The 22,628-nt window shown below is 58.5% G+C and carries 23 protein-coding genes; 12 read left to right on the top strand and 11 right to left on the bottom strand.

Features of this window, described 5'->3' with window-relative positions; genetic code table 11:
* Positions 1-546: 546 nt before the first annotated feature.
* A complete protein-coding gene (locus NZ740_06385) occupies positions 547-939 on the bottom strand; it encodes a metallopeptidase family protein (GenBank protein MCS6771638.1) in 393 nt (130 codons plus the stop codon).
* A 113-nt stretch (positions 940-1,052) separates the two neighbouring features.
* On the opposite strand from NZ740_06385, the gene NZ740_06380 reads away from it, so the two are divergent.
* Both NZ740_06380 and NZ740_06375 read left to right on the top strand, forming a co-directional pair.
* Entirely contained in the window at positions 1,053-1,403 is a 351-nt protein-coding gene (locus NZ740_06380) for an STAS domain-containing protein (GenBank protein MCS6771637.1), read from the top strand.
* 9 nt (positions 1,404-1,412) lie between these two features.
* Positions 1,413-3,371, top strand: coding sequence for a SpoIIE family protein phosphatase (locus NZ740_06375; protein ID MCS6771636.1), 1,959 nt, complete (start codon positions 1,413-1,415; stop codon positions 3,369-3,371).
* A 43-nt stretch (positions 3,372-3,414) separates the two neighbouring features.
* On the opposite strand, the gene ppk1 is transcribed toward NZ740_06375, so the two are convergent.
* From ppk1 to lepB, 10 genes are all read right to left on the bottom strand, one after another.
* Positions 3,415-5,556 (bottom strand): polyphosphate kinase 1, encoded by a 2,142-nt coding sequence (gene ppk1, locus NZ740_06370; protein ID MCS6771635.1) that lies wholly within the window; start codon positions 5,554-5,556, stop codon positions 3,415-3,417.
* Positions 5,549-7,156: a Ppx/GppA family phosphatase gene (locus NZ740_06365; GenBank protein ID MCS6771634.1), complete on the bottom strand. Its 1,608-nt coding sequence runs from the start codon at positions 7,154-7,156 to the stop codon at positions 5,549-5,551. The genes ppk1 and NZ740_06365 overlap by 8 nt, the downstream gene beginning before the upstream one ends.
* A gap of 1 nt (position 7,157) precedes the next feature.
* A complete protein-coding gene (locus NZ740_06360; GenBank protein ID MCS6771633.1) occupies positions 7,158-8,144 on the bottom strand; it encodes an ROK family protein in 987 nt (328 codons plus the stop codon).
* Positions 8,145-8,235: 91 nt separating this feature from the next.
* The gene (gene trpD / locus NZ740_06355; protein ID MCS6771632.1) at positions 8,236-9,249 is read right to left on the bottom strand and encodes an anthranilate phosphoribosyltransferase; all 1,014 of its coding nucleotides are present in this window, start codon (positions 9,247-9,249) and stop codon (positions 8,236-8,238) included.
* 21 nt (positions 9,250-9,270) lie between these two features.
* Positions 9,271-9,696 (bottom strand): type II secretion system major pseudopilin GspG, encoded by a 426-nt coding sequence (gspG, locus tag NZ740_06350; protein MCS6771631.1) that lies wholly within the window; start codon positions 9,694-9,696, stop codon positions 9,271-9,273.
* Between the two features lie 160 nt (positions 9,697-9,856).
* Positions 9,857-10,387: a hypothetical protein gene (locus NZ740_06345; GenBank protein ID MCS6771630.1), complete on the bottom strand. Its 531-nt coding sequence runs from the start codon at positions 10,385-10,387 to the stop codon at positions 9,857-9,859.
* A gap of 167 nt (positions 10,388-10,554) precedes the next feature.
* Complete coding sequence (locus NZ740_06340; GenBank protein MCS6771629.1) at positions 10,555-11,133, bottom strand: hypothetical protein; 579 nt, start codon at positions 11,131-11,133, stop codon at positions 10,555-10,557.
* A gap of 13 nt (positions 11,134-11,146) precedes the next feature.
* Positions 11,147-11,710, bottom strand: coding sequence for a sigma-70 family RNA polymerase sigma factor (locus NZ740_06335; GenBank protein ID MCS6771628.1), 564 nt, complete (start codon positions 11,708-11,710; stop codon positions 11,147-11,149).
* 42 nt (positions 11,711-11,752) lie between these two features.
* Positions 11,753-12,274 (bottom strand): hypothetical protein, encoded by a 522-nt coding sequence (locus tag NZ740_06330; GenBank protein ID MCS6771627.1) that lies wholly within the window; start codon positions 12,272-12,274, stop codon positions 11,753-11,755.
* Positions 12,271-12,765: a signal peptidase I gene (lepB, locus tag NZ740_06325; GenBank protein MCS6771626.1), complete on the bottom strand. Its 495-nt coding sequence runs from the start codon at positions 12,763-12,765 to the stop codon at positions 12,271-12,273. The genes NZ740_06330 and lepB overlap by 4 nt, the downstream gene beginning before the upstream one ends.
* Before the next feature lie 47 nt (positions 12,766-12,812).
* Here lepB and NZ740_06320 point away from each other — a divergent pair, with 47 nt between their 5' ends.
* From NZ740_06320 to NZ740_06275, 10 genes are read left to right on the top strand one after another with little or no spacing between them, the layout of a single operon-like run.
* Complete coding sequence (locus NZ740_06320) at positions 12,813-13,133, top strand: acylphosphatase (protein MCS6771625.1); 321 nt, start codon at positions 12,813-12,815, stop codon at positions 13,131-13,133.
* 6 nt (positions 13,134-13,139) lie between these two features.
* On the top strand, positions 13,140-13,862 hold the full coding sequence (locus NZ740_06315) for a metallophosphatase family protein (GenBank protein ID MCS6771624.1): 723 nt from the start codon (positions 13,140-13,142) through the stop codon (positions 13,860-13,862).
* An 8-nt stretch (positions 13,863-13,870) separates the two neighbouring features.
* The gene (locus tag NZ740_06310; GenBank protein ID MCS6771623.1) at positions 13,871-14,707 is read left to right on the top strand and encodes a hypothetical protein; all 837 of its coding nucleotides are present in this window, start codon (positions 13,871-13,873) and stop codon (positions 14,705-14,707) included.
* An 18-nt stretch (positions 14,708-14,725) separates the two neighbouring features.
* On the top strand, positions 14,726-16,720 hold the full coding sequence (locus NZ740_06305; protein ID MCS6771622.1) for a glycosyltransferase family 39 protein: 1,995 nt from the start codon (positions 14,726-14,728) through the stop codon (positions 16,718-16,720).
* A gap of 34 nt (positions 16,721-16,754) precedes the next feature.
* Entirely contained in the window at positions 16,755-18,284 is a 1,530-nt protein-coding gene (locus NZ740_06300; GenBank protein ID MCS6771621.1) for a PfkB family carbohydrate kinase, read from the top strand.
* A complete protein-coding gene (locus tag NZ740_06295) occupies positions 18,281-18,877 on the top strand; it encodes an SIS domain-containing protein (protein ID MCS6771620.1) in 597 nt (198 codons plus the stop codon). The genes NZ740_06300 and NZ740_06295 overlap by 4 nt, the downstream gene beginning before the upstream one ends.
* On the top strand, positions 18,874-19,899 hold the full coding sequence (locus NZ740_06290) for an NAD-dependent epimerase/dehydratase family protein (protein ID MCS6771619.1): 1,026 nt from the start codon (positions 18,874-18,876) through the stop codon (positions 19,897-19,899). Before NZ740_06295 ends, NZ740_06290 begins: the two co-directional genes overlap by 4 nt.
* Entirely contained in the window at positions 19,896-20,888 is a 993-nt protein-coding gene (locus tag NZ740_06285) for a GDP-mannose 4,6-dehydratase (GenBank protein MCS6771618.1), read from the top strand. Before NZ740_06290 ends, NZ740_06285 begins: the two co-directional genes overlap by 4 nt.
* On the top strand, positions 20,885-21,706 hold the full coding sequence (locus NZ740_06280; GenBank protein ID MCS6771617.1) for a transketolase: 822 nt from the start codon (positions 20,885-20,887) through the stop codon (positions 21,704-21,706). The genes NZ740_06285 and NZ740_06280 overlap by 4 nt, the downstream gene beginning before the upstream one ends.
* Positions 21,703-22,626: a transketolase gene (locus NZ740_06275; protein MCS6771616.1), complete on the top strand. Its 924-nt coding sequence runs from the start codon at positions 21,703-21,705 to the stop codon at positions 22,624-22,626. The genes NZ740_06280 and NZ740_06275 overlap by 4 nt, the downstream gene beginning before the upstream one ends.
* The last annotated feature ends 2 nt before the right edge of the window (positions 22,627-22,628 follow it).

Genomic DNA, 22,628 nt, shown 5'->3' with positions numbered 1-22,628 from the left:
TACGGACGACGTTGAGCGTGAAGGTGAGCATGGTGAGGGGGCGCAATGGAGGGCGCCGTTCCACCGGCGCCGTTCCGGATCGTATTTTGGGACGCCGTGGAAGGCGTCCCTCCAACGGTCGGTGCGGAACCCGACCCTCCATTTGCGGCCCCCCCTCAGTGGAGGGCCCGGTTCCACCCGGGCCGCAGATTTGGGTCGGTGTGGAACCCGACCCTCCAGATATCGCGCCTTGGAGGGCGCCGTTCCGGATTATATTTTCGGACGCCGAGGGAGGCGTCCCTTCAAGTGAGTAGATGACGGGCGTCGGGGCGAAGGGGTGCTCACGCAATACGGACGGCGTTGGGTGCGAAGGTGAGCATGGTGAACTCAGCGCAGGCCATGGGGCGAGGTGTGCGGAGATAATGCTTGCGGCGGCGCGGATGGGCGGGCGGGCTACGGCCTCGGCATCGACTTCGACCGCCCGCCCATCCGGAAGGGGGACATTTCTAACGAGTCAAAACGGGGGACATCTTACGGAATTTTGACATCAGCAAACGGAAAATCGCTTTAGTCGAGTTCCCGCTCGGCGAGCTCGTCCTCGTCCAACCCGAGATAGTGGCCAAGTTCATGCAGAATCGTCGTCCGCACTTCTCGGCGGAAGAGGGCGGGGTCGTGGTTGGCAAACTCCCATATGTTTTCGAGAAAGAGAATGATCTGGGCGGGAAGGTTGTGAGCGCCCGCATATGCTTCGGGATAGGGCTCGCCGACGAAAAGCCCCATCGTATCGGGGGCCACGCCGTCTTGCAGAAGGTCAGGGCCGGGGACTGGCTCGTAGAGGACGGGCACGCGGCGGGCGGCAGCGCGGACGGCGGGGGGAAGGGCCCTGATGACTTTCTCAACCTCCTTCTCCGCGGCAACAACCAGTCGTTCAAATTGATGGCGCCTGGCCCCGGATGACATATCCTCAATTATATGGAGGGATGCGGAGAAATCATGAGAATCGTGTAAAGACGAGCTTCGGGCTTTCCTCGCCGCGCGGGCGGGGATATAAATGATTGAGAGGTGAATCTTCCATGGCGAACCCCGTGCTGGAAATCGAGACCTCGCTGGAGGGCAATGCGGTTGTGGCGAAGATTCGAGGTCCGGTTGATTCGGCAACGATCGACTTCTTCAAGGAAAAACTGGACCCCGTGTGTATGGTCCCCGGAGCTCGTGTCCTCCTGGACTGCTCGGAGTTGACTTACCTCAACAGCCGGGCCATCGGCCTTCTAATGAAATATCACCGTAATCTCATGATTACTCGGGGCCGATTTGTCCTTTGCTCGCTAAATGAAAAGCTCGTGAGGACCTTCGATTTGCTCCAGATCGGAAAAGCCCTCGCCACATACAAGTCGCGCGAGGAGGCGCTCGCCGCGATCCGATAGGGGAGCGCGATGCGCCCTCGATTTAAGTTCGCGCACAAAATCCTGCTGCTAGCGATTACGTTGATCGTGTTGACGGCGTTCAGCCTGACGGCCGTCAGTGTGGTTCAATTTCGCGCCCGCCTGTACGATCGGGAGTTCAGCAGCGCCTTCACGGTTTTCCTCGCCGGCGCGAACTATCTCACGGCCCATTACAAGGCAAATCGTGGGCGATTCGTACGCAGCAGCCTCGACTTTGTGTTCCAGAATAAATTCATGCGGGTTGACGCCGCGCCGGAGCAGCCCATCCGTCACCTGCCCCTGGAAGTGCGCGTCTACGACGAGTCTGGAGGTCTGGTGTACGCTTATTCCGCCAAAGGGGCTCCCATCCGCGAGGACCAACTGGACGCGGCCTTCCGCTCCGATGAATTCATCACACGGTTTTTGCCGGAAGCCGACGAGATTCGGGTATCGGGGCCGATTTCGCGAGACGGCTCTGTCCCCGGGTATGTCTCAATGTCGTTTCCGAGCACGATCGAAAGAGAAATCCACGCTTTCTACGCTCAATCCTTGGGCGTGATGAGCGCGGTGGTCGCTGCGGCGGCCTTGTTGAGCCTGCTTTTTGCCCGGCGCGTGCTCGGCCCGGTCCAGGTCCTGATTCGCGCCGCCCGTCGCGTGCAGGAGGGGGACCTCGACCAACGGGTGGCCGTCCGAAGTTCGGATGAAATCGGCCTCCTTGGGGAGACGTTCAACCAAATGCTCTCATCACTGGTTCAAAGGATATCCCTCATGCAGCGTATGCAGCAGTGGACGATGCGGCTGAGTAAGCAATTTGATCCTGGTGTGCTGTTTGAGACACTGACCGAAATGTTTCATACCATGACGGGGGCTTCGACCGTTGAGCTGTATATCTCCGATCCACCCGGGTCTGCGCCGATTCGGGTCACCGCCCGCGGCTCGATGGCGGCCGCCTTGGATAGGGAAGAACTGAGCCGGCGCGCTGCGGAGGGTGCGACCACGTTGTACCGGTCGCCTGATGGATCAACGGGCGCGGTGTCAGTAACTCCTCCGGTGGAAATCGCGGTTCCACTCTCTGTCGGGGAAAAAAAGCTGGGCGCCATCTACCTTGGGCCGCGTGAGGATCAAGCTCCCTACGCGGACGACATGCTGACCACCGTGGCGACTCTCGCCCAGCATGCCGCGATGTCCGTCGAGAACGCCTTCCTCTATCGAGAGATTGCCGAGCGTGAACGCGTCCGCCAAGAGATGAAATGGGCGCGCGAAATCCAGAAGAGTCTGCTGCCTAGGTCGATGCCTAAGATACCAAGCTTCGAAATTGCGGGGGTGAGCCTTCCCGCGCTCGAAGTTGGCGGTGATTATTTCGACATCGTGCGCTCTCATAGCGAGTGGCACTGCATCGTGGGCGATGTGTCCGGGAAGGGGGTTCCCGCTGCACTCATCATGAGCATGGTTCGTTCGCTCGTGCATACCTATGCGGAGATCGCCGATCATCCGCAAGATTTATTGAAATTTGTGAACCGCAAACTGACTCCGGACCTCGAGGCCGAAATGTTTGTGACCTTGGCTTCGGTGACTCTCAAACCCGGGGAACGGAACGTGACCGTTCTACGCGCCGGTCACGAACCCGCGATCCGAGTGAGGCGGGACGGCCGAGTAGACCGCATCTTGCCGGAAGGCACAGCGCTGGGTCTCGCGGACCCCTCCATCTTCGACGACTCGCTCCGGCCGGCCTGCGTCGAGATGCTGCCGGGTGAATCGATTGTTCTTTTCACCGACGGCGTGACCGAGGCTCGGAATTTCTACAATGAAGAGCTTGGATATGAGCGACTTTCGAACTGGGCTGGCAGATGGCGTGAGCTCGGAGCTGCGGGCATTCTCGATTCGATCGTGAATTCGCTGCAGGATTTTTCCCGCGGTGTCCATCCGGTTGATGACGTCACGGTGCTTGTCATCAAACGAATTGGCGAGTGAGCTTCAAGCCGCGGCGAATCTCCCGGTTGGGACGGATCCAAGATCACGGGGAATGCACGGGCCGCTGGGGTTCGAAGATTACGCGGCGCTCCGGGGCCGATTTCCGGGCAAGATCGGCGGCGATCCGATAGAGTTCGGCCTGAGATCGAAGCGCGCCGGGATCCAGGCGTTTGGGGTGCCGCATGTAGCTGCCGTCGGGTCGGAGTAGTCGCGCCTTGGCCTCATCCTCGAGACTGATTTTGAGCCATTGGATCAGCCGCTCCTTGCAGGTTGGATCGTCTACGGGCACGAGCAGTTCCACCCGCCGATCCAAATTCCTCGGCATCCAATCGGCACTGGAGATAAACACCAGCGGGTCGCCCCCGTGACGGAAGTAGAGGATGCGGGCATGTTCGAGAAAGCGGTCGACGACGCTGCTCACCGTAATGTTCTCGCTCAAACCGGGAATTCCAGGCCGGAGACAGCAGATCCCTCGGACGCTGAGCTGAACGCGAACGCCGGCCTGAGATGCTCGGTACAAGGCGTCGATTAGCTCGCCGTCCACGAGGGAATTAACCTTGACCATAATGTGGCCCTTCTGGCCCTGCTGATGTCTCTGGATTTCTCCCTCGATCAGCGATAGCAGTTTGGGGCGAAGCCCGATTGGCGCCGCCTCGATTCGCCTGAAGGCGACGGGCTGGGAGTAGCCAGTGATCATGTTGAAAAATGCCGTGGCGTCGGCGCCAAAATCTTCGTTACAGGTCATGAGGCTGACGTCAGCGTAGATCCGAGCTGTGATCTCGTTGTAGTTCCCGGTGCCAAAATGCACGTAGCGGCGAATTCCCCCCGGCTCCCGGCGTACCACGATGCAAATCTTGGCGTGGGTTTTGAGGCGCTTCAGCCCGTAGATGACCTGGACGCCGGTTTGTTCGAGCGCTTCGGCCCAACCGATGTTCCTCGCTTCGTCGAAACGCGCCTTCAACTCGACGAGCGCCGTAACGTGTTTGTCGCGCGCGGCCGCTCGCGCGAGCGCAGCGACGACGGGACTGTTTTCGCTGGTCCGGTACAGGATTTGCTTGATGGCGAGCACGTCCGGATCATCCGCTGCCTCTTCGATAAAACGGACTACGGGATCAAAGCTTTGATACGGGTGGTAAAGCAGGACATCGCCCCTCCGGATTACATCAAACATCGATTCGTTCGCGGCCACACCGGGCAGCGGCTGTGGCGGCCAGGGTTTTTCGCGTAGGTGGTCAAATCCGGTCATCCGCGCGAGGCTCATGTACGCGGCGAGGTCCAGCGGGCCGGGTAAAAGATAGGTGTGTGCGTCGTCGACCGCGAACATTCTCTGCAGGAAGGCAAGGGTTGTTTTCGACGCGTTCTCGGCCACCTCCAGTCGGACACAAGCGCTGTTGCGACGCTGCTGAAGCACATCCTTCATCTCCGCCAGCAGGTCAGCCGCGAGGTCCTCTCGAACGCTCATGTCCGCATTCCGCGTTACGCGGAATGGAACACATTCCCGCACCGTCTCGCCAGGGAACAACCGCTCGATGAAGAAGGTCACCAGATCTTCCAGAAGGGCGTAATTGTGACCTTCTTCGATGGGGAGCGTTGGGAAGCGCCCGAGTTTTTTGGACAGCGTGACAACTGCGAAGCGAGGTTTTCGCTCCAAAGAATCCGGCGATTTCAATCGAACAGCCAGATGAAGGGTGAGGCCGGGAATCAGGGGCGGATCCTCTGGCGACTCGATAGCGACGGGGCTGAGTACCGGAAAGATTTCATGGTTAAACACCTGCTCCAGGTGTTCGATCAGATGGGCCGGGAGATCCTGCACGCGATGGTAACGGATGCCGGCGGCTGCCAGTCCGGGGAGGACCTTCTCCAGCAAACAGGCGTATTGCGCGGCAACCATTTCATGTGTCCGACGGCTGATTTCCGACAACTGCTGTTCAGGATCGAGCCCGGCCGCATCCCGTTCGCGCCGTCCTTCTGCGCGCAACATCTGCAGGCCGCCGACGCGAACCATGAAAAATTCGTCGAGGTTGGAGGAAACGATGGAAAGAAACTTTAACCTCTCCAGAAGTGGATTCGTCTCATCCAAGGCCTCTTCAAGAACGCGATAATTGAAGGCCAGCCAACTCAACTCGCGGTTGAACAGCCTGGGCTCGGCTGAAGGGAGGGGGGCGACGAGCAGGGGATCAGACATCGGCGGCGATTCCTTCGGCTGTAATTTCCGTGCGGAAAGCGACGGACAGACCGTAGATGTCCTCAAAGAGCGAACCTTTTTCCTTCAGCGCCAGCCGCTCGATCGAGAGATCCTCGACGTCGCGCACCCAGACGATGAACTGCCCGTTTTCTCGGGTGAATCGTACGTCTCGCACCTGCTGCATATGGTTCCGGTCCAGCGCATCCGCCACCCGCAAGATCGCCGCCAATTTGCTGACGGCCAGCCGGGCGTCCCGGCTCAGCGAAGAGTAGCCCTCGTGGTAGGGTTGAGGAGCAGCGCGGCGGTGGTATCTGGCGACCATCGCGATCAGTAGCATATCTTCATGCGACAATCCGAACAGATCGCTGTTCATGATCAAATACATCGAGTGCTTGTGGTGGCTGCGATTGTTGACGAAGAGGCCGATTTCGTGCAGCAGCGCCGCAACCCGAAGAATCAGCTCATACTTCGCCGGAAGCATGTGCTCTCCCTGCAGCGCGCGGAACAGCCTGACGGAAAGGTCCGCGACCTGCCGTGCATGGCGCTCATCGAACGCATATTTGGTTCCGAGCGCGATCGCCGAGTGTTCAACCTGCTCCATGAATTCTTTCGTCCAGGCGCCGCCTCCAATGATCTCCTTCAATAATCCGTGGCGCAGGCTGGTTTTGGGCACGATCAGTTCGTCGACGTTGAAGGCGCGTGCAAGCTGAGCAAACGACATCAGCGCGGAACCCAGGACCTCCGCCTCGGCATAATTGAGGCGGTAGGAGCGAACGAGGTCGTCGGCGGATTGTGTTGCGATTTTTCGCGCGAAGGCCGCAAAGGTTTTGGGGTCGAGCCGGGCATATCGGAGCTGCGTCCAATCCGGCACCAGGCAGGATGCGGCGAAGCGCGCGTCACCGGACAGCGCCACGAGCCGGGGAACGCGTTCCACCGGTACGCTCCGCCGAATTTGGTCTACGATCAATTGAATTTGTTTGAGCATCACTGCGAGCGCGCGCTGGGGGGATGTCTGCTGCGAACCAAAGGTCTCTAGGAGCCGAAGAGTGCCGAGCCGGAATGTGTTGGAGTAGGATACGAAACCGCCCTGAATGACGAGCAATTCCGTATCGCCTCCGCCCACCTCCACCACGAGGGCGTCTTCGCGTTTCAGTGCGGGCTCTTGTTCGAGCAGTTCCTGCACCGCCATGTAGGTCAGCCGCGTTTCTTCCGCCTCGTCGATCGCGCGGACATTGATCTGGGTGGCCATGTACACGCGATCGAGAAAGGTTTCCCGATTCGCGGCTTCCCGGACCGAGCTGGTTGCCACAGCGCGGATATTCGCGGGTTCGACCACGCCATACTCCTCCATCACGCGCCGGAAGCCTTTCAGAATTTTCACGCATTCCTCAATTGTGGTCGATTGGATGCGCCCCGTCGTGAAGGTATCTCGGCCCAAATGAACAGGCTGTTGGAGGGCATCGAGGGTGCGGATGGCGCCGTCAGGCGCGATTTCTGCGATCTCCATCCGGATCGCCGACGACCCTACATCGATTACGGCGACAGTTCGCGCAGCGGAAGCCGCATGTTCCGACCCTGAAGTTGTTCCCGCCCTCGACATCTTATCCGTCCCGATTCAGTTCTGCGGCCAGGGCGGCGGCACCCATTACCGTCGCCAGATCGTCCAGCCGGGCGGGAACAATCGAGACGCCCTTGACAAAGGAAGCCATCGCGCGTTTTTCCACTGCAGCCTGGATCTCTTCCAGGAAGATGTCCTTCATGGCTTCGATGAGCCCGCCACCGAGGACAACCACGTCTGGCGCGAGCAGGTTGATTACGTTTCCAATCGCAACCCCCAGATGTTTTGCGGCCTGGCGGACGATCCGCTCGACGGCCTTGTCACCCTCGCGAATTGCTTCCGCGATGACGCCGCTGCGCATTTTGGCGATGTCGGTCCCCGCTGCCTTGAAAAGGGCCGGAGCTTCGCCGCGGTGGGCCGCCATTGCGCATTCGGCTGCTATGGCAAGTCGGCTGGACATAGTTTCGAGGCAGCCGCGCCGGCCGCAACCACACAATCGCCCGTTAGGGGCAATGGTCATGTGGCCAATTTCCAGGCAAGAACCCGTTTTACCTCGAAGGAGTCGGCCCTCGTAGACGCATCCGCCGCCAATACCGGTTCCGGGGAAGACGCCTACCGCGCAACGCGCTTTTTGTGCGGCCCCGAATCTGTATTCGCCGTAGGTGCCCGCATCGACGTCATTGGCCACTGCCACGGGAACTTTGAACTTTTTTTCGAATGAATCTTTGATGGCGACGTTTTTCCATCCGAGGTTCGGCGCTTCCAAGATGATGCCTCGGTCGAGATCCAGGGGCCCCGGCGAGCCGATCCCGATTGCGCCCAAAGCATTTCGATCGAGGTGCGCCTCCTCGAGCACTTCGTGGATCATGTCGATCATCTTCTCAATCCCGACCGACACGCCCTCTTCCGTTTTGGTTTTTTTGCGCAAGGTGGCAACGGGATTGAACTTCTGGTCGAACAGCACGCAGAACATCTTGGTGCCGCCAAGGTCGAAGCCGACATAGTACTTTTTGTTGTTGTTGTCGCCCATGCGTGTCCTCGGGTTGAGATTTCCGTCGACTTAAATAGGATGCTATCGGCGTTGACACCGGTACACAAGAAAAGCTGGAAGCCGGAGCCAGCTATGCGACCGATGTGGCCGCGATCAGCGCGTCCAGTTTGGCTCGGGCGCGCCCACTGTCGATGGCCTGGCGGGCCTGTTCGATTCCTTCGGAAAAATTCGAAGCGAGGCCGCCGGCCACGAGGGCGGCGGCGGCATTCAGGCAGACAATATCGCGGCGGGGCCCCTTTTCGCCATCGAGCACGGCGCGGATGATCGCGGCGTTTTCGGCGGGCGTACCGCCTGCCAGATCCTCAGGCGATGCATATGGGATGCCATATTCGCGCGGATCGAATGTGAACATGTTAACCTCTTGGCCCCTAACGTCGGCCACCCAGGATGAGGTCGTATTTGTGATTTCGTCCAATCCATCCTGCCCGTGCACAACGAATACGCGGGCGGCATCCAGCGCGCTCAGCGCGCGGGCCACTGTCAGAACGAGGTCGCGGTGGTAGACTCCCAGCACCCCATATCTCGCACCTGCCGGGTTCGACAAGGGACCTAGGATGTTGAAGATCGTGCGAATCCCAATTTCGCGGCGGGGACCGAGCGCATGTTTCATGGCGGGGTGTAGCGTCGGGGCGAACAGGAAGGCGATGCCCACCGTTTCGAGGCAACGCTCCATTTCCTCGGCGGAGATTCCGATTTTTACACCGAGCGCCTCAAGGACATCCGCGCTGCCGCTCCGGCTCGAAACGCTCCGATTGCCATGTTTCGCGACGGTTGCGCCGGCGCCCGCCGCAACGAACGCTGCCGCCGTCGAAATGTTGAATGTGCGCGAACCGTCCCCTCCCGTTCCGCAGGTGTCCACGACAACTCGGCCTGGGGCTCGCACCGCGGTAAAGTGTTCGCGCATCGCCCGGGCCCCCCCGGCGATGACATCGGGCGTCTCTCCTCGGATGCGGAGGGCGGTAATGAAAGCGGCGATTTGCGCGGGGGTCGCTTCGCCGCTCATAATTTCACGAAGGGTTTGGTGAGCCTCTTCGTGCGTGAGCGGCTGGTTCTCGACGAGTTTGGCGATGGCTTCACGGATCATGGTCGGCCTCTCGATTTATCCTCACAAGTCGGAGCTGGAAATATCGGCAGCTTCGCCCTCTCCGCCGGGCTCCCCGTCACTTCCGTAGGAGAGAATCTCGAAGGACTCGCCGGCGCGCCCAGGCGAAAGATAAACGAACGGGTTGCCCCACGCGTCAGCCGGGAGGCGTCTGCCCTCGAGGTAACCCTCTGCCGGATAATTTACCGGAACCGGTTCAATGTCCGGTTTTCGGACGAGTGCCTCGAGTCCCTGTTCCTGGGTTGGGTATCGGCCCTGCTCTGTTCGATACACGTTCAAAGCGGTCTGCAGTTGGCGAATCTGAAGCTTTGTTGCCGCCACGCGGGCTTCACCGGGCTTTCGCACGAGGGTTACAGTTACGACGCTGGCAAGAATCGTGATGATTGCAAGAACAACGAGGATCTCGACCAGCGTAAATCCGTACGGCATATGCCTTGAGCGATTGACGGACTTCATATAAGGAAATGTCGTCCGTTCGCCGTGCGTTCGTCAAGTCAACGCTCGGGCGCGATTCCTCTGAGCGATTATTTCGGATTGTGAGGGACAGCGCGATTCGGCGAAACTTCCCGGCAACGAGAAGCGTCGATCTCTACCACGCGTCGGCACCGGGCTCGGTCAGCTCGGTCATGCGTCGTTGAATGATGGCCGTTCGACGGGTGAGTCGCTCGTCGAGGCGTTTTTCCATTCGGTCCAACTCTTCCCGCGCACGCCGAAGTTGATCCCGCCGCAACTCATCGCGCAGGTCAAAGGCTTTTTCTAGGACCTCCTTGAGTTCTTTGAGCAGCGCTTCGCGCTCGGGACCTGGTTCCCTCGAACGGATGGCTGCGGCTAAATCTTTCGCTCGTTCTTCTAAAGCCTGTAGTTCAGGTGAGCCGAACCGATCTAGAGCAGGGGGGCGCCCATCAGGTCTCATGGCGAGCCGCTCGCGGTGGGGCTTTGGGTGCGCGCGAGCTTCGGTGTCCGGTGATTCCGGACGATCCGGCACATGTCGCCTTCGATGTTCTCGAATTTTTTCTGCCATTTCGGCCCGAAATTCAGCGGGATTGGTTTCGCGCAGGTGGCGGAGTCGTTCGTACTCCTCCGGATTCTTCTCTTTGAGGACCTGGAAAAACTTCTGCACGTGCGGTGGCGGTGGCCGCTCCGGCAGGTGTGGTGGCGGTGGGGGAACGAATTCGCCTTCGAGTGGTTGATGGTCAGAAATCTCCGGCGTTAATGGCGGTGTTTCGGAATAGCCTGCTAAACTCCACGTACAGATGCAGATCCACGCACATCGAAGCATCCACCTGTTCATATCGCGATACCCTCCAACTCTAGCCAGCGTCTGATGAGCGATTCCTCGGTCTCCTCCTGAGCCGGAGCTGACTCCTTTTCTTCCGTCTCAACTGAGGAAATCGAAGTCATCAACTCACCTAGTTCGGCGTCTAGGCCGTCATCCCAGTCCAATCCGACAAGCTGATGGTCGGAAGGCGCATCAATCGCGTCGCTTCTCGCTGCCTGCTGAATCTGGAGATTCTCGGGAGGACGCAAAAGAATGAATAGATAGAGGCCACCAAAAAGGAGCATGGCGGTTGCGACGGCGAATGGCCAGGCAGCGCGAATGGACTCGATACTGAAAATCGGTTGGCTCTTTGGAGGGTGATCCGGAGCGCTATGACCTTTACCTCTAACTACGTCAGCCGCTACGGAGGTAGGCAAATACTCGTCGGGCACACCGGATGCTTCCCGGGTCAAGCGATCGGCAATTCGCGCGAATTGTTGAAGCTCTGGGTCTTTTGCGAGTATCCAATCAAGGAGCTTGGCGCGGAACCCATCCAATTCTCCCGCCTGGCGCAAGAGAATCCAACGTTCGAGCCGGTCACGCTTCATGGCGTCTTTCCCATCAGACATCCAGGTCCTTCAAATCATAACGCAATTTTCGTATCGCATATTGCATTCGCGCGAGCGCGGTGTTGATTGAAACCCCTTGAATTCGAGCGATCTCCTTGAAGGGGAGGGATGCCTCGGAACGAAGCAGGAACACCTCGCGTTGTTCGGGTGGCAGTCGGGCTACGGCTTCCAAAATACGGGCTCGCAAATCCATGGCTCCGGCCGCCTCAGCCGGGTCAGGCGCCGGGTCCGCGAGTTGATCCGACAGCGCCGGTCCATCATCTGCGTAGGGCGCATCGAGGGATACCGCGCTCTGCTGGCTTCGGAACCGGTCAATCATCAGGTTGTGAGCGATGCGGCAAAGCCAGCCCATCAAGCTTTTGTCCCGGTATTGCGCGAGACTCCGTGAGGCGCGAATCCAGACCTCCTGAAAAATTTCGTCGGCATCGAAGCGATCGCCCACCATCTTGCAGATGTACGCATACAGCGGACGTTTTGTCCTCTCGACCAGCTTGCCGAGCGAGTCAACTTGCCCTTCGAGATATTCCCGAATCCACCGTTGCTCTTCCGACTCCATGCAGAGATCTCTACAGAGCGGATAACGAGCAGGCCCCGTCCCTTATTGCATGGTTGTCGTGTCCATGGGCCGGGGCAGCCGAATGGCCGCATCGGGTGAGACGGCCAGAATTTTCCAGTCCCCGTTTTCTTTCAGCCACAGGACTCGATAGTCGCCCGGGTATACCTCCTCTTTACCACTGTACTGAATGCGGACAGATGATGCGACCAGGGTTTCGATTCGACCCTTGGATTCGCGCGGAAGGAACTCCAAACCCTCAATGTCGACCTTAATCGCTTCCATGTCCAGATGGGCGCGTGCGACCAGGGAGGCAAATTCGGAGGGGGACAGCTCCGCAGGGTAGGGAGGGCCAAGTCGGATCATCGCATTGGAGGCAAAATAGGGGCGCAGATCGCCTACGATGGCCATGGATCCTAGCAATCCCTGCGACGTGCGTTTGGAGCAAATCAAGGCCACCTCGTGCAAACGGCGCCGAATGGCGCGCTCATCGCGAGATTCAACGAGGTTATATCCGATGGCCACGCTGAAGAAAGCCAACGCAGCGACGAAGAGAAATCGTTTCAAAAGATCAATCTCCCACCCAGCCGGCTTCGATGGACAACGCCGGCCGTCTGTTCGTAGATAGCGACGGCTCGGTTATCCCCGGCAACAAAAAATTCATCAGGGCCAAGGCGCACCGGCGGAAGGGTCCAGTCGCTTCGCGTCCGAACCCAAGGTTCCGACTCCATTTGTCCGTTGATAAAAAGCACTCCGTCCTTGAAAGCAAGAGTTTCGCCGGGTAGTCCGAGAACCCGTTTCAGGTAAAACCCCTGATTGCCGGGTCGCCGGATCAACACGATGTCGCCTCGTTCGGGGTTTCGTTGGGCGTCAATCCACCAGCGGGTGGCAAGGCCGGCTGAACCATTTCGAATGGTAGGCTCCATACTGGATCCCCGGACCTGCACCGGTCGGACGGCTATCCCAAAACATAAGGCAGTCAAAATTCCCACCCACACCGCACGCCTTAGCGTTCGGGAGGGGGATTGTCCGAAGACCACCCGTTTCCACGGTATCATATGCGCAATTAGCCGACAGGTCTCCAGATTGCAATCCGGACGCGCACATGATTGAATACGCGACTATGAACCCCGGCAAGCCTTCATCGACACTGAAGAGGCGGCTGAATATTCGAGTTGAGGGCATGGTACAGGGCGTGGGTTTCCGGCACAGCACGGTTATTGTAGCCGGAAGGCACCCTGTAACCGGTTTCGTTCGCAATGAGCCCGATGGCAGTGTTGTAATCGTCGCCGAAGGGACCGAACCAGATTTGTTACGTTTCCAGAACGACTTGCGCGAAATGGCCGTCTACGGCTTTGTCAGAAAAGAGCAGTGGGACTGGGAGCCCGCGACCGGCGAGTTTCATCGATTTGAGGTGCGTTACTGAGACCGAATGAAGTACGCAATTTTAGGGGACATTCACGCCAATCTGGAAGCCTTGGAACGCGTGTTGGAGGATGCTCGGTCGCAGGGAGTTACGCACTATGCCTGCGTCGGCGACATCGTGGGTTATAACGCGAACCCTGTTGAGTGCCTGGAGAAAATTCGTGAGCTCAAATGCGCATGCGTTCGTGGGAACCACGATCACTACTGCTCGCATTCCGACAACCTGAACGGTTTCCATCCTCTCGCGGCGGATGTCGTGGCTTGGACGCGAAAACAACTTTCACCCGAGCAGCAAGCTTGGCTGCGAAGCCTTCGGTATGTCAGCCCGGTGGAGACATTTACGATTGTCCACAGCACGCTCGACATGCCCGAGCAATGGGGGTATGTCTTTGACCGATTGGAAGCCGAAGCCAACTTCAATTACCAGACCACCACGATTTGCTTTTACGGGCATACTCATGTGCCGCTGGCCTTTGAGCGCGGCGAGACCATTCGGTTCGGCCTCTATTCACGCATCAAGATCGGCATGGGCAAAAAATATCTCATTAATGTGGGAAGTGTCGGTCAGCCCAGGGATGGCGATCCCCGGGCTGCTTACGTGATTTACGACATGATCAACAACGTCGTAGAGCTTCGCCGCGTGGCATACGACATCGAAAAAGCGCAACGAAAAATCTTGGAAGCCGGCTTGCCCGGGCGGATCGCGGCCCGCCTTGCTGTCGGACGTTGAAAGGGAACATGCGCGCCGCTTTTTTTATCCAATTCCTGATGGTTTTCTGTGTCGCTGTCACGACGGCGCGGGCTGAAATCGATCTGACGGCTCGTCTTCAGCACCCGGAATTCCTGATTTGTGAGCCCGCGTTGATCTTCGTCACGGTCCGGAACCAGGGGGCGCAACCGATCCGCTTCCAAGGCGAACAGGCGGCTATGCTTGGATTCGATATATTCCGGCCGGACGGTACGCTTCTAAACCCCCTTCCGGGCGCCCAGATTCTCACGCCATCGGTGATTCCGCCGGGATCTACGGTAACCATCACCAATGATCTTCAGGCATTATTTCCAATCGCCCGCCACGATAGCCTAAGTGTCCGGGCCCGCCTTGCAGTTGGCAAACGATCCTATGTGACCGATAAAATGTGGTTGGATGTAGTGCCCGGCATTGAAATTTTGAAAATGCAGGCTCGCGCTCCTAACGGCGAACTTCGCGTGTATTCGCTCCGTACGATTAATCGCGACAAGAAAGACCGCCTTTTTCTAAGGGCTGACAATGAATCGGGAACCCTGTGTTACGGCGTGGCCGATCTCGGTCGCTTTGTTCGGGTGGGTAAACCTAGAATGGAAGTCGACCGTACTGGCAACATTCACGTCCTACATTTGACGGCTCCTAATCAGTTTGCACATACGATCATTTCCCCTGATGCCGTGCGCATGAGCCGTTCGGTTGTGGAGGGTGACTTGAATGCGGTTACCCTCGAACCGGACGGAGATGGCAGCTACCGCGTGGCAGGGGCCGGTCGAGTGACGAGGCGTCCTGAAATCATGGTCGAGCCGCTACCGCTGCGGCGCGGTTTGTAACCGTCAGACTTCAATCTCATGCTCCAGGCATCGGATATCCAGCCTTCTTCGCGATGGGTGTGGTTCGGGGTTGCCGCGATAACGATTCTCGGATTTGCGCTTCGGTTCCATCAGCTAGGAGGCTCAACGCTCTGGATCGATGAGATTACCGTGCTCACCTATGCGGCGCCGCCCAAGACGCCTGGTTCGATCATTCGGGACATTTATGAGAAGAATTTGCGTGGGTTCACTGGGCAGCACATGCCCATGCAATATGTTTTGGCCAATCTCATCCTCAAGGGCGTGCCGCCCGCAGAATCGGTCAATGATGTTCGGCATCGCGCGCGAATACCGTTTGCCCTTTTGGGGGCTCTGACCGTCCCAATCTTTTTTTCGACGGTTCGGAGCGTTTACGGATACGGAGCGGGGCTTTGGGCGGCGCTTCTGGCTGCCATTTCTTTTTTCCACGTTTACCAATCTCGCGATGCAACAAGTTACGGCCCTTTGCTTTTTTTTCAGTCCATCACGCTATGGGCAGCCGTCCGGCTGGGCGGTGCGGATTCATTGAAGGCGAGAGGTATTCTCTGGGCGGGCTTCGCGATGGTGCTGGGCATGGCGGGGATGTTTTTCACCCATTTGATTTCTTGGTTTTTTGCCGCCACCCTCGGTCTGCTTGCGCTGACTTCGGTTTTGGCGCGCTGGCGCTCTGGCGGGGGCGCCGAGGCCATTAAATCGGGTCCGGCACTTGTCGTGTTGCTAATTGGAGTGTCGGCGCTGCCCTTTGTCCAGTTTCCTCTTGCGGCGGCGAGAGGGGCTGGAATCGTGGATGACGTCCCCGAGCGCGTAACAGGCGGCTTGCTGGCTTATCAATTGGCCGCTTTTGGATGGGGGCGCGGTGGCGGACGGCTGATGGCGTTCGCGGCGGTCCTTGCGTGGGGAATTTGTGCGGCATGGCGTCGATCGAACAGATCTTGGGCGTTCGGGCATACTGTCCTTATTGTTATTCCCTCAGCGATTTTCTTTCTGGTGCTCATGCGGGATTTCTATCCGCGTTACCTGGCTGTTGTGTTTCTTCCGTTGATTGCTTTTGCCGCGGTGGGACTCGCCGACATCCAGCGCCGTTTACATGGTTGGCAGAAGCCCGCTGGTCCGGTCTTCTCGGTGATGGTTGTTGCGGCCCTTGGGCTTTGGCATTGGGAGCCGTATCAAACGTTGTACAACATTCGCGACAAGCTGATGCCCTTTTCCATCGCACGGGACTGGATTATGCAAAATGTCCCTCCGGGCGGCCTTTACATGTGGAGGAACGGCTACTTTTTGCGTGAGGTGCCTGGAGCGCTACCGACCCCGAACCGATCCGTGGCATTTGCGGACCACCCGAACAAGGGGATCCCTCGCGAAGAATTCGCGCGACGCAGCGCGGTTGCGCAAGATACCTTTCGGCGGTTCCCGGAGGCGGTCCTTATCACGGAGCCTCCAACCGATGCGTTTTACCCTCATCAGGATCTTTGGAAGTGGACGGAGCAGTTTCCGAATACGGCCATATTCCATGACCCGACTCTGGCGCGACTTTGGCGGTGGGGATTCAGCCCGCACGGCTATCGAATGTCGGATATGGCGATATTCAAGGCGCGGTGGCGAAGGCCAGAAGAAATTTTCGCTGAACGAATGGCCAGCGGGCAGCCCAGTGTTTGGCCCACGGGGAGCGGCTGGCGATATGTCCAGACACGAGAAGGAATCACTCTTGCGACACCCGCGGGAGATGATTGCCGGCTGAGAACGGTTGTTCCGAGGGCCGGTGAGTATCTCCTGCGCATTACAGGAACGGCGCCAGGCGTCGGGCGGCTATCGTTTTGGCGGATCCGGCAAGGCCAGTGGTTCAGAATCGGAGAGCAAGTTATTGGGAGATCGGATGGCTACCAGGGGATGTGGGGTCCCGTCGAACTTGAGGTCGGCGACCAGTTGGCGATAAAGCCTCTTAACGAACAGGTTAATTTTTTGTTTATTTACGATTTCGTGCTTGTCTCGCCATAGAACTCTCAAAAACCATCAAGGATCCTTTAATTTTATGGCTCCCGAATCCTCCAAGTATTTCACCCTCGAGCGCCTGGCTGAATGGATTGCCGACCAGAAAGCGCAGGGGAAGAAGGTCGTCCACTGCCACGGCTGTTTCGACCTCCTTCACATTGGCCACATCCGCCACTTCAAACGTGCGCGGGAGCTGGGCGACGTTCTGGTCGTCACAGTGACGCCTGACCGGTACGTCAACAAAGGTCCAGACCGCCCCGCCTTTCCGGAAGCGCTTCGGTTGGAGGCCATCGCCGCGCTGGACATCGTGGATGCGGTGGCTTTGAACCGATGGCCCACCGCGGTCGAAACCATTCACCTCCTCAAGCCGGATCTCTACGTCAAGGGCGCGGAGTATCGCGATGCGAGCAAGGATGCGACGGGAGCCATCCAACTCGAGATCGATGCGATTACTGCCGTCGGGGGTTCAATCGCCTTCACCGATGACATCGTCTTTTCCTCGTCGAACCTCATCAATCGCTTCGCATCGGGTTACTCGCAAGAGGTCAAGGACTTTCTGTCGGCGTTCGCCAAGCGTCACCCCGCCGACGAAATCAAACAGTACTTTCAGGAGGCTGCAGGTCGGTCAGTACTCCTGGTGGGCGAGGCGATCATTGACGACTATGAGTTTTGCGAAGCCATCGGCAAATCATCGAAGGAGCCGACGCTCGCCGTCAAAAGCCTTTACACAAAGCGGTTTGCGGGCGGCATCCTCGCCGCAGCGAATCACGTCGCATCTTTCTGCGATCACGTCGGCCTGCTCACGCAGGTCGGCGACCGTGACGACTACATGGATTTCATCCGCGAGCATGTCAAACCGACGATCGATGCCCATTATCTTGTGCGCCGGAATTCTCCCACGATCGTCAAAAAACGGCTTATCGAGCACTACTTCTTCATGAAGATGCTTGAGGTTTACCAGATCAACGATGCCGCATTGGAGCCCGAAGATGATGCGGCCGTCTGCGAGGCGCTTGAAAATCTTATTCCGCAGTACGACATCGTGATCGTGATCGACTTCGGCCACTCAATGATCTCGCCGCGCGCGGTTGAGGTGCTCGCGAAGCGGGCCAAATTTTTATGCGTAAACACGCAGGCCAATGCCGGCAATCTCGGCTTCAATGTGATTTCGAAATATCCCCGTGCGGATTTCATTTCGCTGGCGGAGAAGGAAATTCGACTGGAGTCGCGAGATCTCCGCGGTGAAATTGAACCAATGATGCAGGCGCTTGCGCAAAAACTGGATTGCCCGCTGATCACCGTTACGCGCGGCAGCCGCGGCAGCATCATCCTTGATCGGAAAAGCGGATTTCATATCGTGCCGGCCCTTGCGCAGAAGGTGGTTGACCGGGTCGGCGCCGGCGACGCCTCGCTTTCGGTCTCGTCGCTGCTCGCGGCCGTTGGGGCACCCGCTGAGGTCGTGGCCTTTGCCGGCAATGTGGCAGGAGCGTGGGCGGTTTCAGTGGTGGGGAACGAAAAATCGATCGACCGAGTCGGCCTGATTAAGCAAATGGAAACCCTTCTGAAATGAATACACCATCTCTTTGGCAACAGCATGTCGAGATTTTGATGCAGACGCTGCGCTCGTTGTCCGTCCGCGACGCCGCGGGACGAGACATGGATGTCAACGCCGGCTTTGAGGAATGGTGCGACCGGACGCTGACGTTGCGAGATCGGGGGCGGGCAATCTATCTGATCGGAAATGGCGCTAGTGCATCGATGGCAAGTCATTTTGCCGCGGATCTCGCGAAGAACGGTCATCTACACACGGAGGTCTTCTCCGATCTTTCGCTGATCACTGCAATATCGAATGACATCGGGTACGATCAGGTATTTGCCGAACCGCTCAAACGCCGCGCGGTGGAAGGCGACATGCTCATCGCCATCAGTAGTTCAGGCAAGTCGCCGAACGTCCTTGCCGCGGCCCGCGTGGCGCGGGATCGGCGCCTCACGTTGGTTACGCTTTCGGCCATGTCGCCGGATAACCCGCTTCGCAAATCGGGCGACCTCAATTTCTATGTACCCGCTCAGCAATACGGTTTCGCGGAGTCGGCGCACGCGGCGATCCTTCACAACTACATGGACATGGTTCAGGCAAGGACCCCGGTGGAAGGAGATTCATGAATACATCGAGGCGTTTCGATCGCGTTCTGGTGACGGGGGGCGCCGGCTATGTCGGCGCGGTGCTGGTTCCCCAACTGCTGGAAGAGGGGTACAAAGTCCGGGTTCTCGACCTGTACATTTATGGCCGTGAGCCGCTCGATGCCGTACGCGGCCACCCCAACTTGGAGGAGATCCAGGGCGATATTCGTGACATCGACCTGGTCCGGCACAGTCTCCGGGATTGTGACGCGGTTATTCATCTCGCGTGCATTTCTAACGATCCGAGCGTCGAGTTGGATGAGGCGCTGAGCCGAACCATCAACTACGAGGCGTTTATTCCCCTTGTCCGAATGGCTCGCGACGCGGGCGTGAAGCGCTTCGTCCACGCGTCCTCTGGCAGCGTCTACGGGGTGAGCAACGACCCCAATGTAACAGAGGACCATCCTCTGGTGCCCGTGTCCCTGTACAATAAATTCAAGGCGATGTGTGAACCGATTCTTCTGGAGGCCCGAACGCCTTCCTTCGTCCCTGTCATCGTTCGTCCAGCGACCATCTGCGGCTACTCGCCCCGCCAGCGACTGGACCTGACGGTGAACATTTTGACAAACCATGCAGTGAACGCCGGGAAGATTACTGTTTTTGGCGGTTCACAGATGCGGCCGAACCTGCATATGCAGGACATGATCGACCTCTACAAACTGTTATTGCGCGTGGATGACGGTCTGATCGCAGGTCAGGTTTTCAATGCGGCTTATCAAAATTACAGCGTGATGCAGACGGCGGAAATTGTGCGGGAAGTTGTCATGAAAGAGATGCCGGAGAAGGGAGACATCCCGATCGTTACAACGCCTTCCGATGACATTCGCTCCTACCACATCTCTTCGGAGAAAATACGCCGGGTTCTCGGCTTCGTGCCTCGTTTTACGATTGAGGACGGCGCTAGGGACCTCATCCGAGCGTTCCGTGCCGGCCTGCTCCCGGATTCGCTGACGGATGACCGATACTTCAACATCAAGAGGATGAAAAAGATTGGGCTTAAATGAACGCGTCCCGTTACCTCGTCATCGGCAGTAATTCCTTTTCCGGCGCCAGTTTTGTCGCCCACGTCCTGGCCCGAGGGCACGAGGTGGTTGGTGTTAGCCGTTCACCCGAGCCGATTCCCGCTTTTTTGCCATACCGTTGGGGAGACGCGAGTCGATTCCAATTCCACCAAATCGACTTGAATGTGGACCTGCCCCGTCTTGTTCGCCTGGTTGCAGAATTTCAGCCGGACTATGTGGTGAATTTTGCCGCACAGGGCATGGTCGCGCAGAGCTGGGAACGGCCGCTGGACTGGTACCGGACGAATCTGTTGGCGATGGCGGCCCTTCACGAGGAACTGCGTAAATTCCCCTTCATCAAGAAATTTATCCAGGCCTCGACGCCGGAGGTCTACGGCAATACGACCGGACTCGTGAAAGAAGACGCACCGTTCAACCCCAGCACGCCCTACGCCGTGTCCAAGGCTGCCTGCGACATGAATTTGTTCGCCTATCATCGCGCCTACGGTTTTCCCGTAGCTCTCACTCGGTCCGCGAATGTGTGCGGACCGGCCCAGGCGTTGTATCGAATCGTGCCACGGACGATTTTTTGCATCCTCTCCGGTGAAAAACTTCGGCTGGAGGGCGGGGGAACGTCCGTGCGATCGTTCATTCACATCGAGGATGTCTGCGAAGGTACTCGGCGGGTTGCTGAACTGGCGAAGCCCGGCAGTGTTTTCCATCTATCCACCGAGCGCCGGGTCAGCATCCGCGCGCTCGTTGAATTGATCTGTCAGCGGCTGGGAGCTGACTTTGACAAATATGTCGAAGTAGCGCCGGCGCGGCTCGCTCAGGATGCGGCCTATCTGCTCGACAGCTCCCGCGCGAGGGCGGAGCTCGGATGGGAGCCGACTCGCGACCTCGAGACCATCATCGACGATACGGCGCGCTGGATGCGCCAGTGGTGGGAGGACCTCAAGCAGGCGCCACGCGCATACATCCACAAGCCATGAGCCGTCCTTCCCTAGCCGATCTGGAACGGATTGCCCGCGAGATTCGCGGCGAGGTCATCGCCATGTCGCACCGAGCGGACACACCCCACCTCGGCTCGGCCCTGTCCTGCGTGGACATGCTCGTGGCCTGCTACTTCAGCGGTGCGCTCCGGGTTGACCCTTCGAACCCGCGAAATCCCGATCGCGATCGAATCATCCTCAGCAAGGGGCATGGGGCCATGGCGTTATATGCGGTACTCGCCTACCGGGGTTTTTTCCCGCGCGAGGAATTGCTAACGTTCAACCGAGAAGGGTCCCGATTTCAGGAACATCCAGGCCCGCATACGGCGCCGGGTATCGAAGTGGCCACCGGTTCCCTGGGCCACGGCCTGGCAGTCGGGTTGGGCATGGCGCTCGCTGCGCGTTCGCTGCAAAAGAATTATCGAGTCGCAGCGATCATCAGCGATGGCGAATGCAACGAGGGTTCCACCTGGGAGGCCGCCCTATTCGCCGCCGCGAACAAGTTATCAAACGTCATCGTCATGATTGATTACAACAAATGGCAGGCCACCGGGCGGAGCGACGAAGTGCTGGCCTTGCGGCCGCTTCGAGAAAAGTGGGCGGCGTTTGGATGGGACGCTGTGGAGATTGACGGTCACGACCTAAAAGCCCTTGTCGAGTTTCTCGACGCGCCGGCATCCGATCGTCCCCGAATCGCCGTTTGTCACACGATCAAAGGCAAGGGATGCTCCTTCATGGAGGACGATAATAACTGGCACTATCGCGTTCCCACTGCTGAAGAGGTCGAAAAGGCGAGGAAGGAACTGGGTCTGGCATGAGAAACGCATTTGCCAGCGAAATCACGAAACTGGCCGAGGCCGACCCTCGCATCCATCTGCTTTCGGGCGACATTGGGAACCGCCTGTTCAACGATTTTCAGGCGAAGTGCCCTGGGCGATTTTTCAATTGCGGAGTTGCCGAGGCGAACATGATCAGCGTGGGGGCGGGGATGGCGCTTTGCGGGCTCAAGCCTGTCGCCTACACGATCACCACGTTCATTACGGCGCGGTGTTTCGAGCAAATTAAGCTCGATGTTTGCTACAACGAGGCTCCGCTGGTCATCGTCGGCGTCGGGTCCGGTCTTGCCTATGCCTCTCTGGGCCCCACGCACCATGCCTTTGAGGACATGGCGATTTTGAGGACACTGCCGGGGCTGACCATTCTCGCCCCCGCCGACCCGCCCGAAGTGCGGACCGCGCTACGGGCAGCGCTCGCGCATGGCGGACCGGTTTACATGCGGATCGGCAAAAAAGGCGAACCGACGCTGATGCCGGACCCGCCGCCGTTTCAGATCGGAAAGGGCCGGATTCTGCGAAAGGGCGCGGATGCCTGCCTGCTCTCAACCGGAGTGGTCCTCTCGGAGACTCTTCACGCCGCCGAGGCCTTGGCGGCAAGGGGAATTCAGGCAACGGTTGTGCACATGCCCACCGTCAAGCCGCTCGACGCCGAGCTTTTGGGCGACATGTTCCGAACGCACCGAGTGATTGGAGTCGTGGAGGAGCATTCGCGAATCGGCGGCTTCAGCTCGGCGGTTCTCGAATGGGCGGCCGATGCGGAAGCATTTGGCCCGCGTCTTTTGCGTTTTGGCTTGCCCGATGCGTTCATTCATGAATCCGGAGAGCAGGAATATGCGAGAGGTTTCTGCGGAATCCGCGGTGAACAGATTGCGGAAAACGTGGCCCGCGCGTTGGAGCCTTGACG

The sequence above is a fragment of the Kiritimatiellia bacterium genome, assembly GCA_025054615.1.
In the GTDB taxonomy this organism is placed as follows: domain Bacteria; phylum Verrucomicrobiota; class Kiritimatiellia; order CAIVKH01; family CAIVKH01; genus JANWZO01.
The sequence above is the reverse complement of the archived record's forward strand: the minus strand, read 5'-3'. Positions and strand labels throughout refer to the sequence as shown.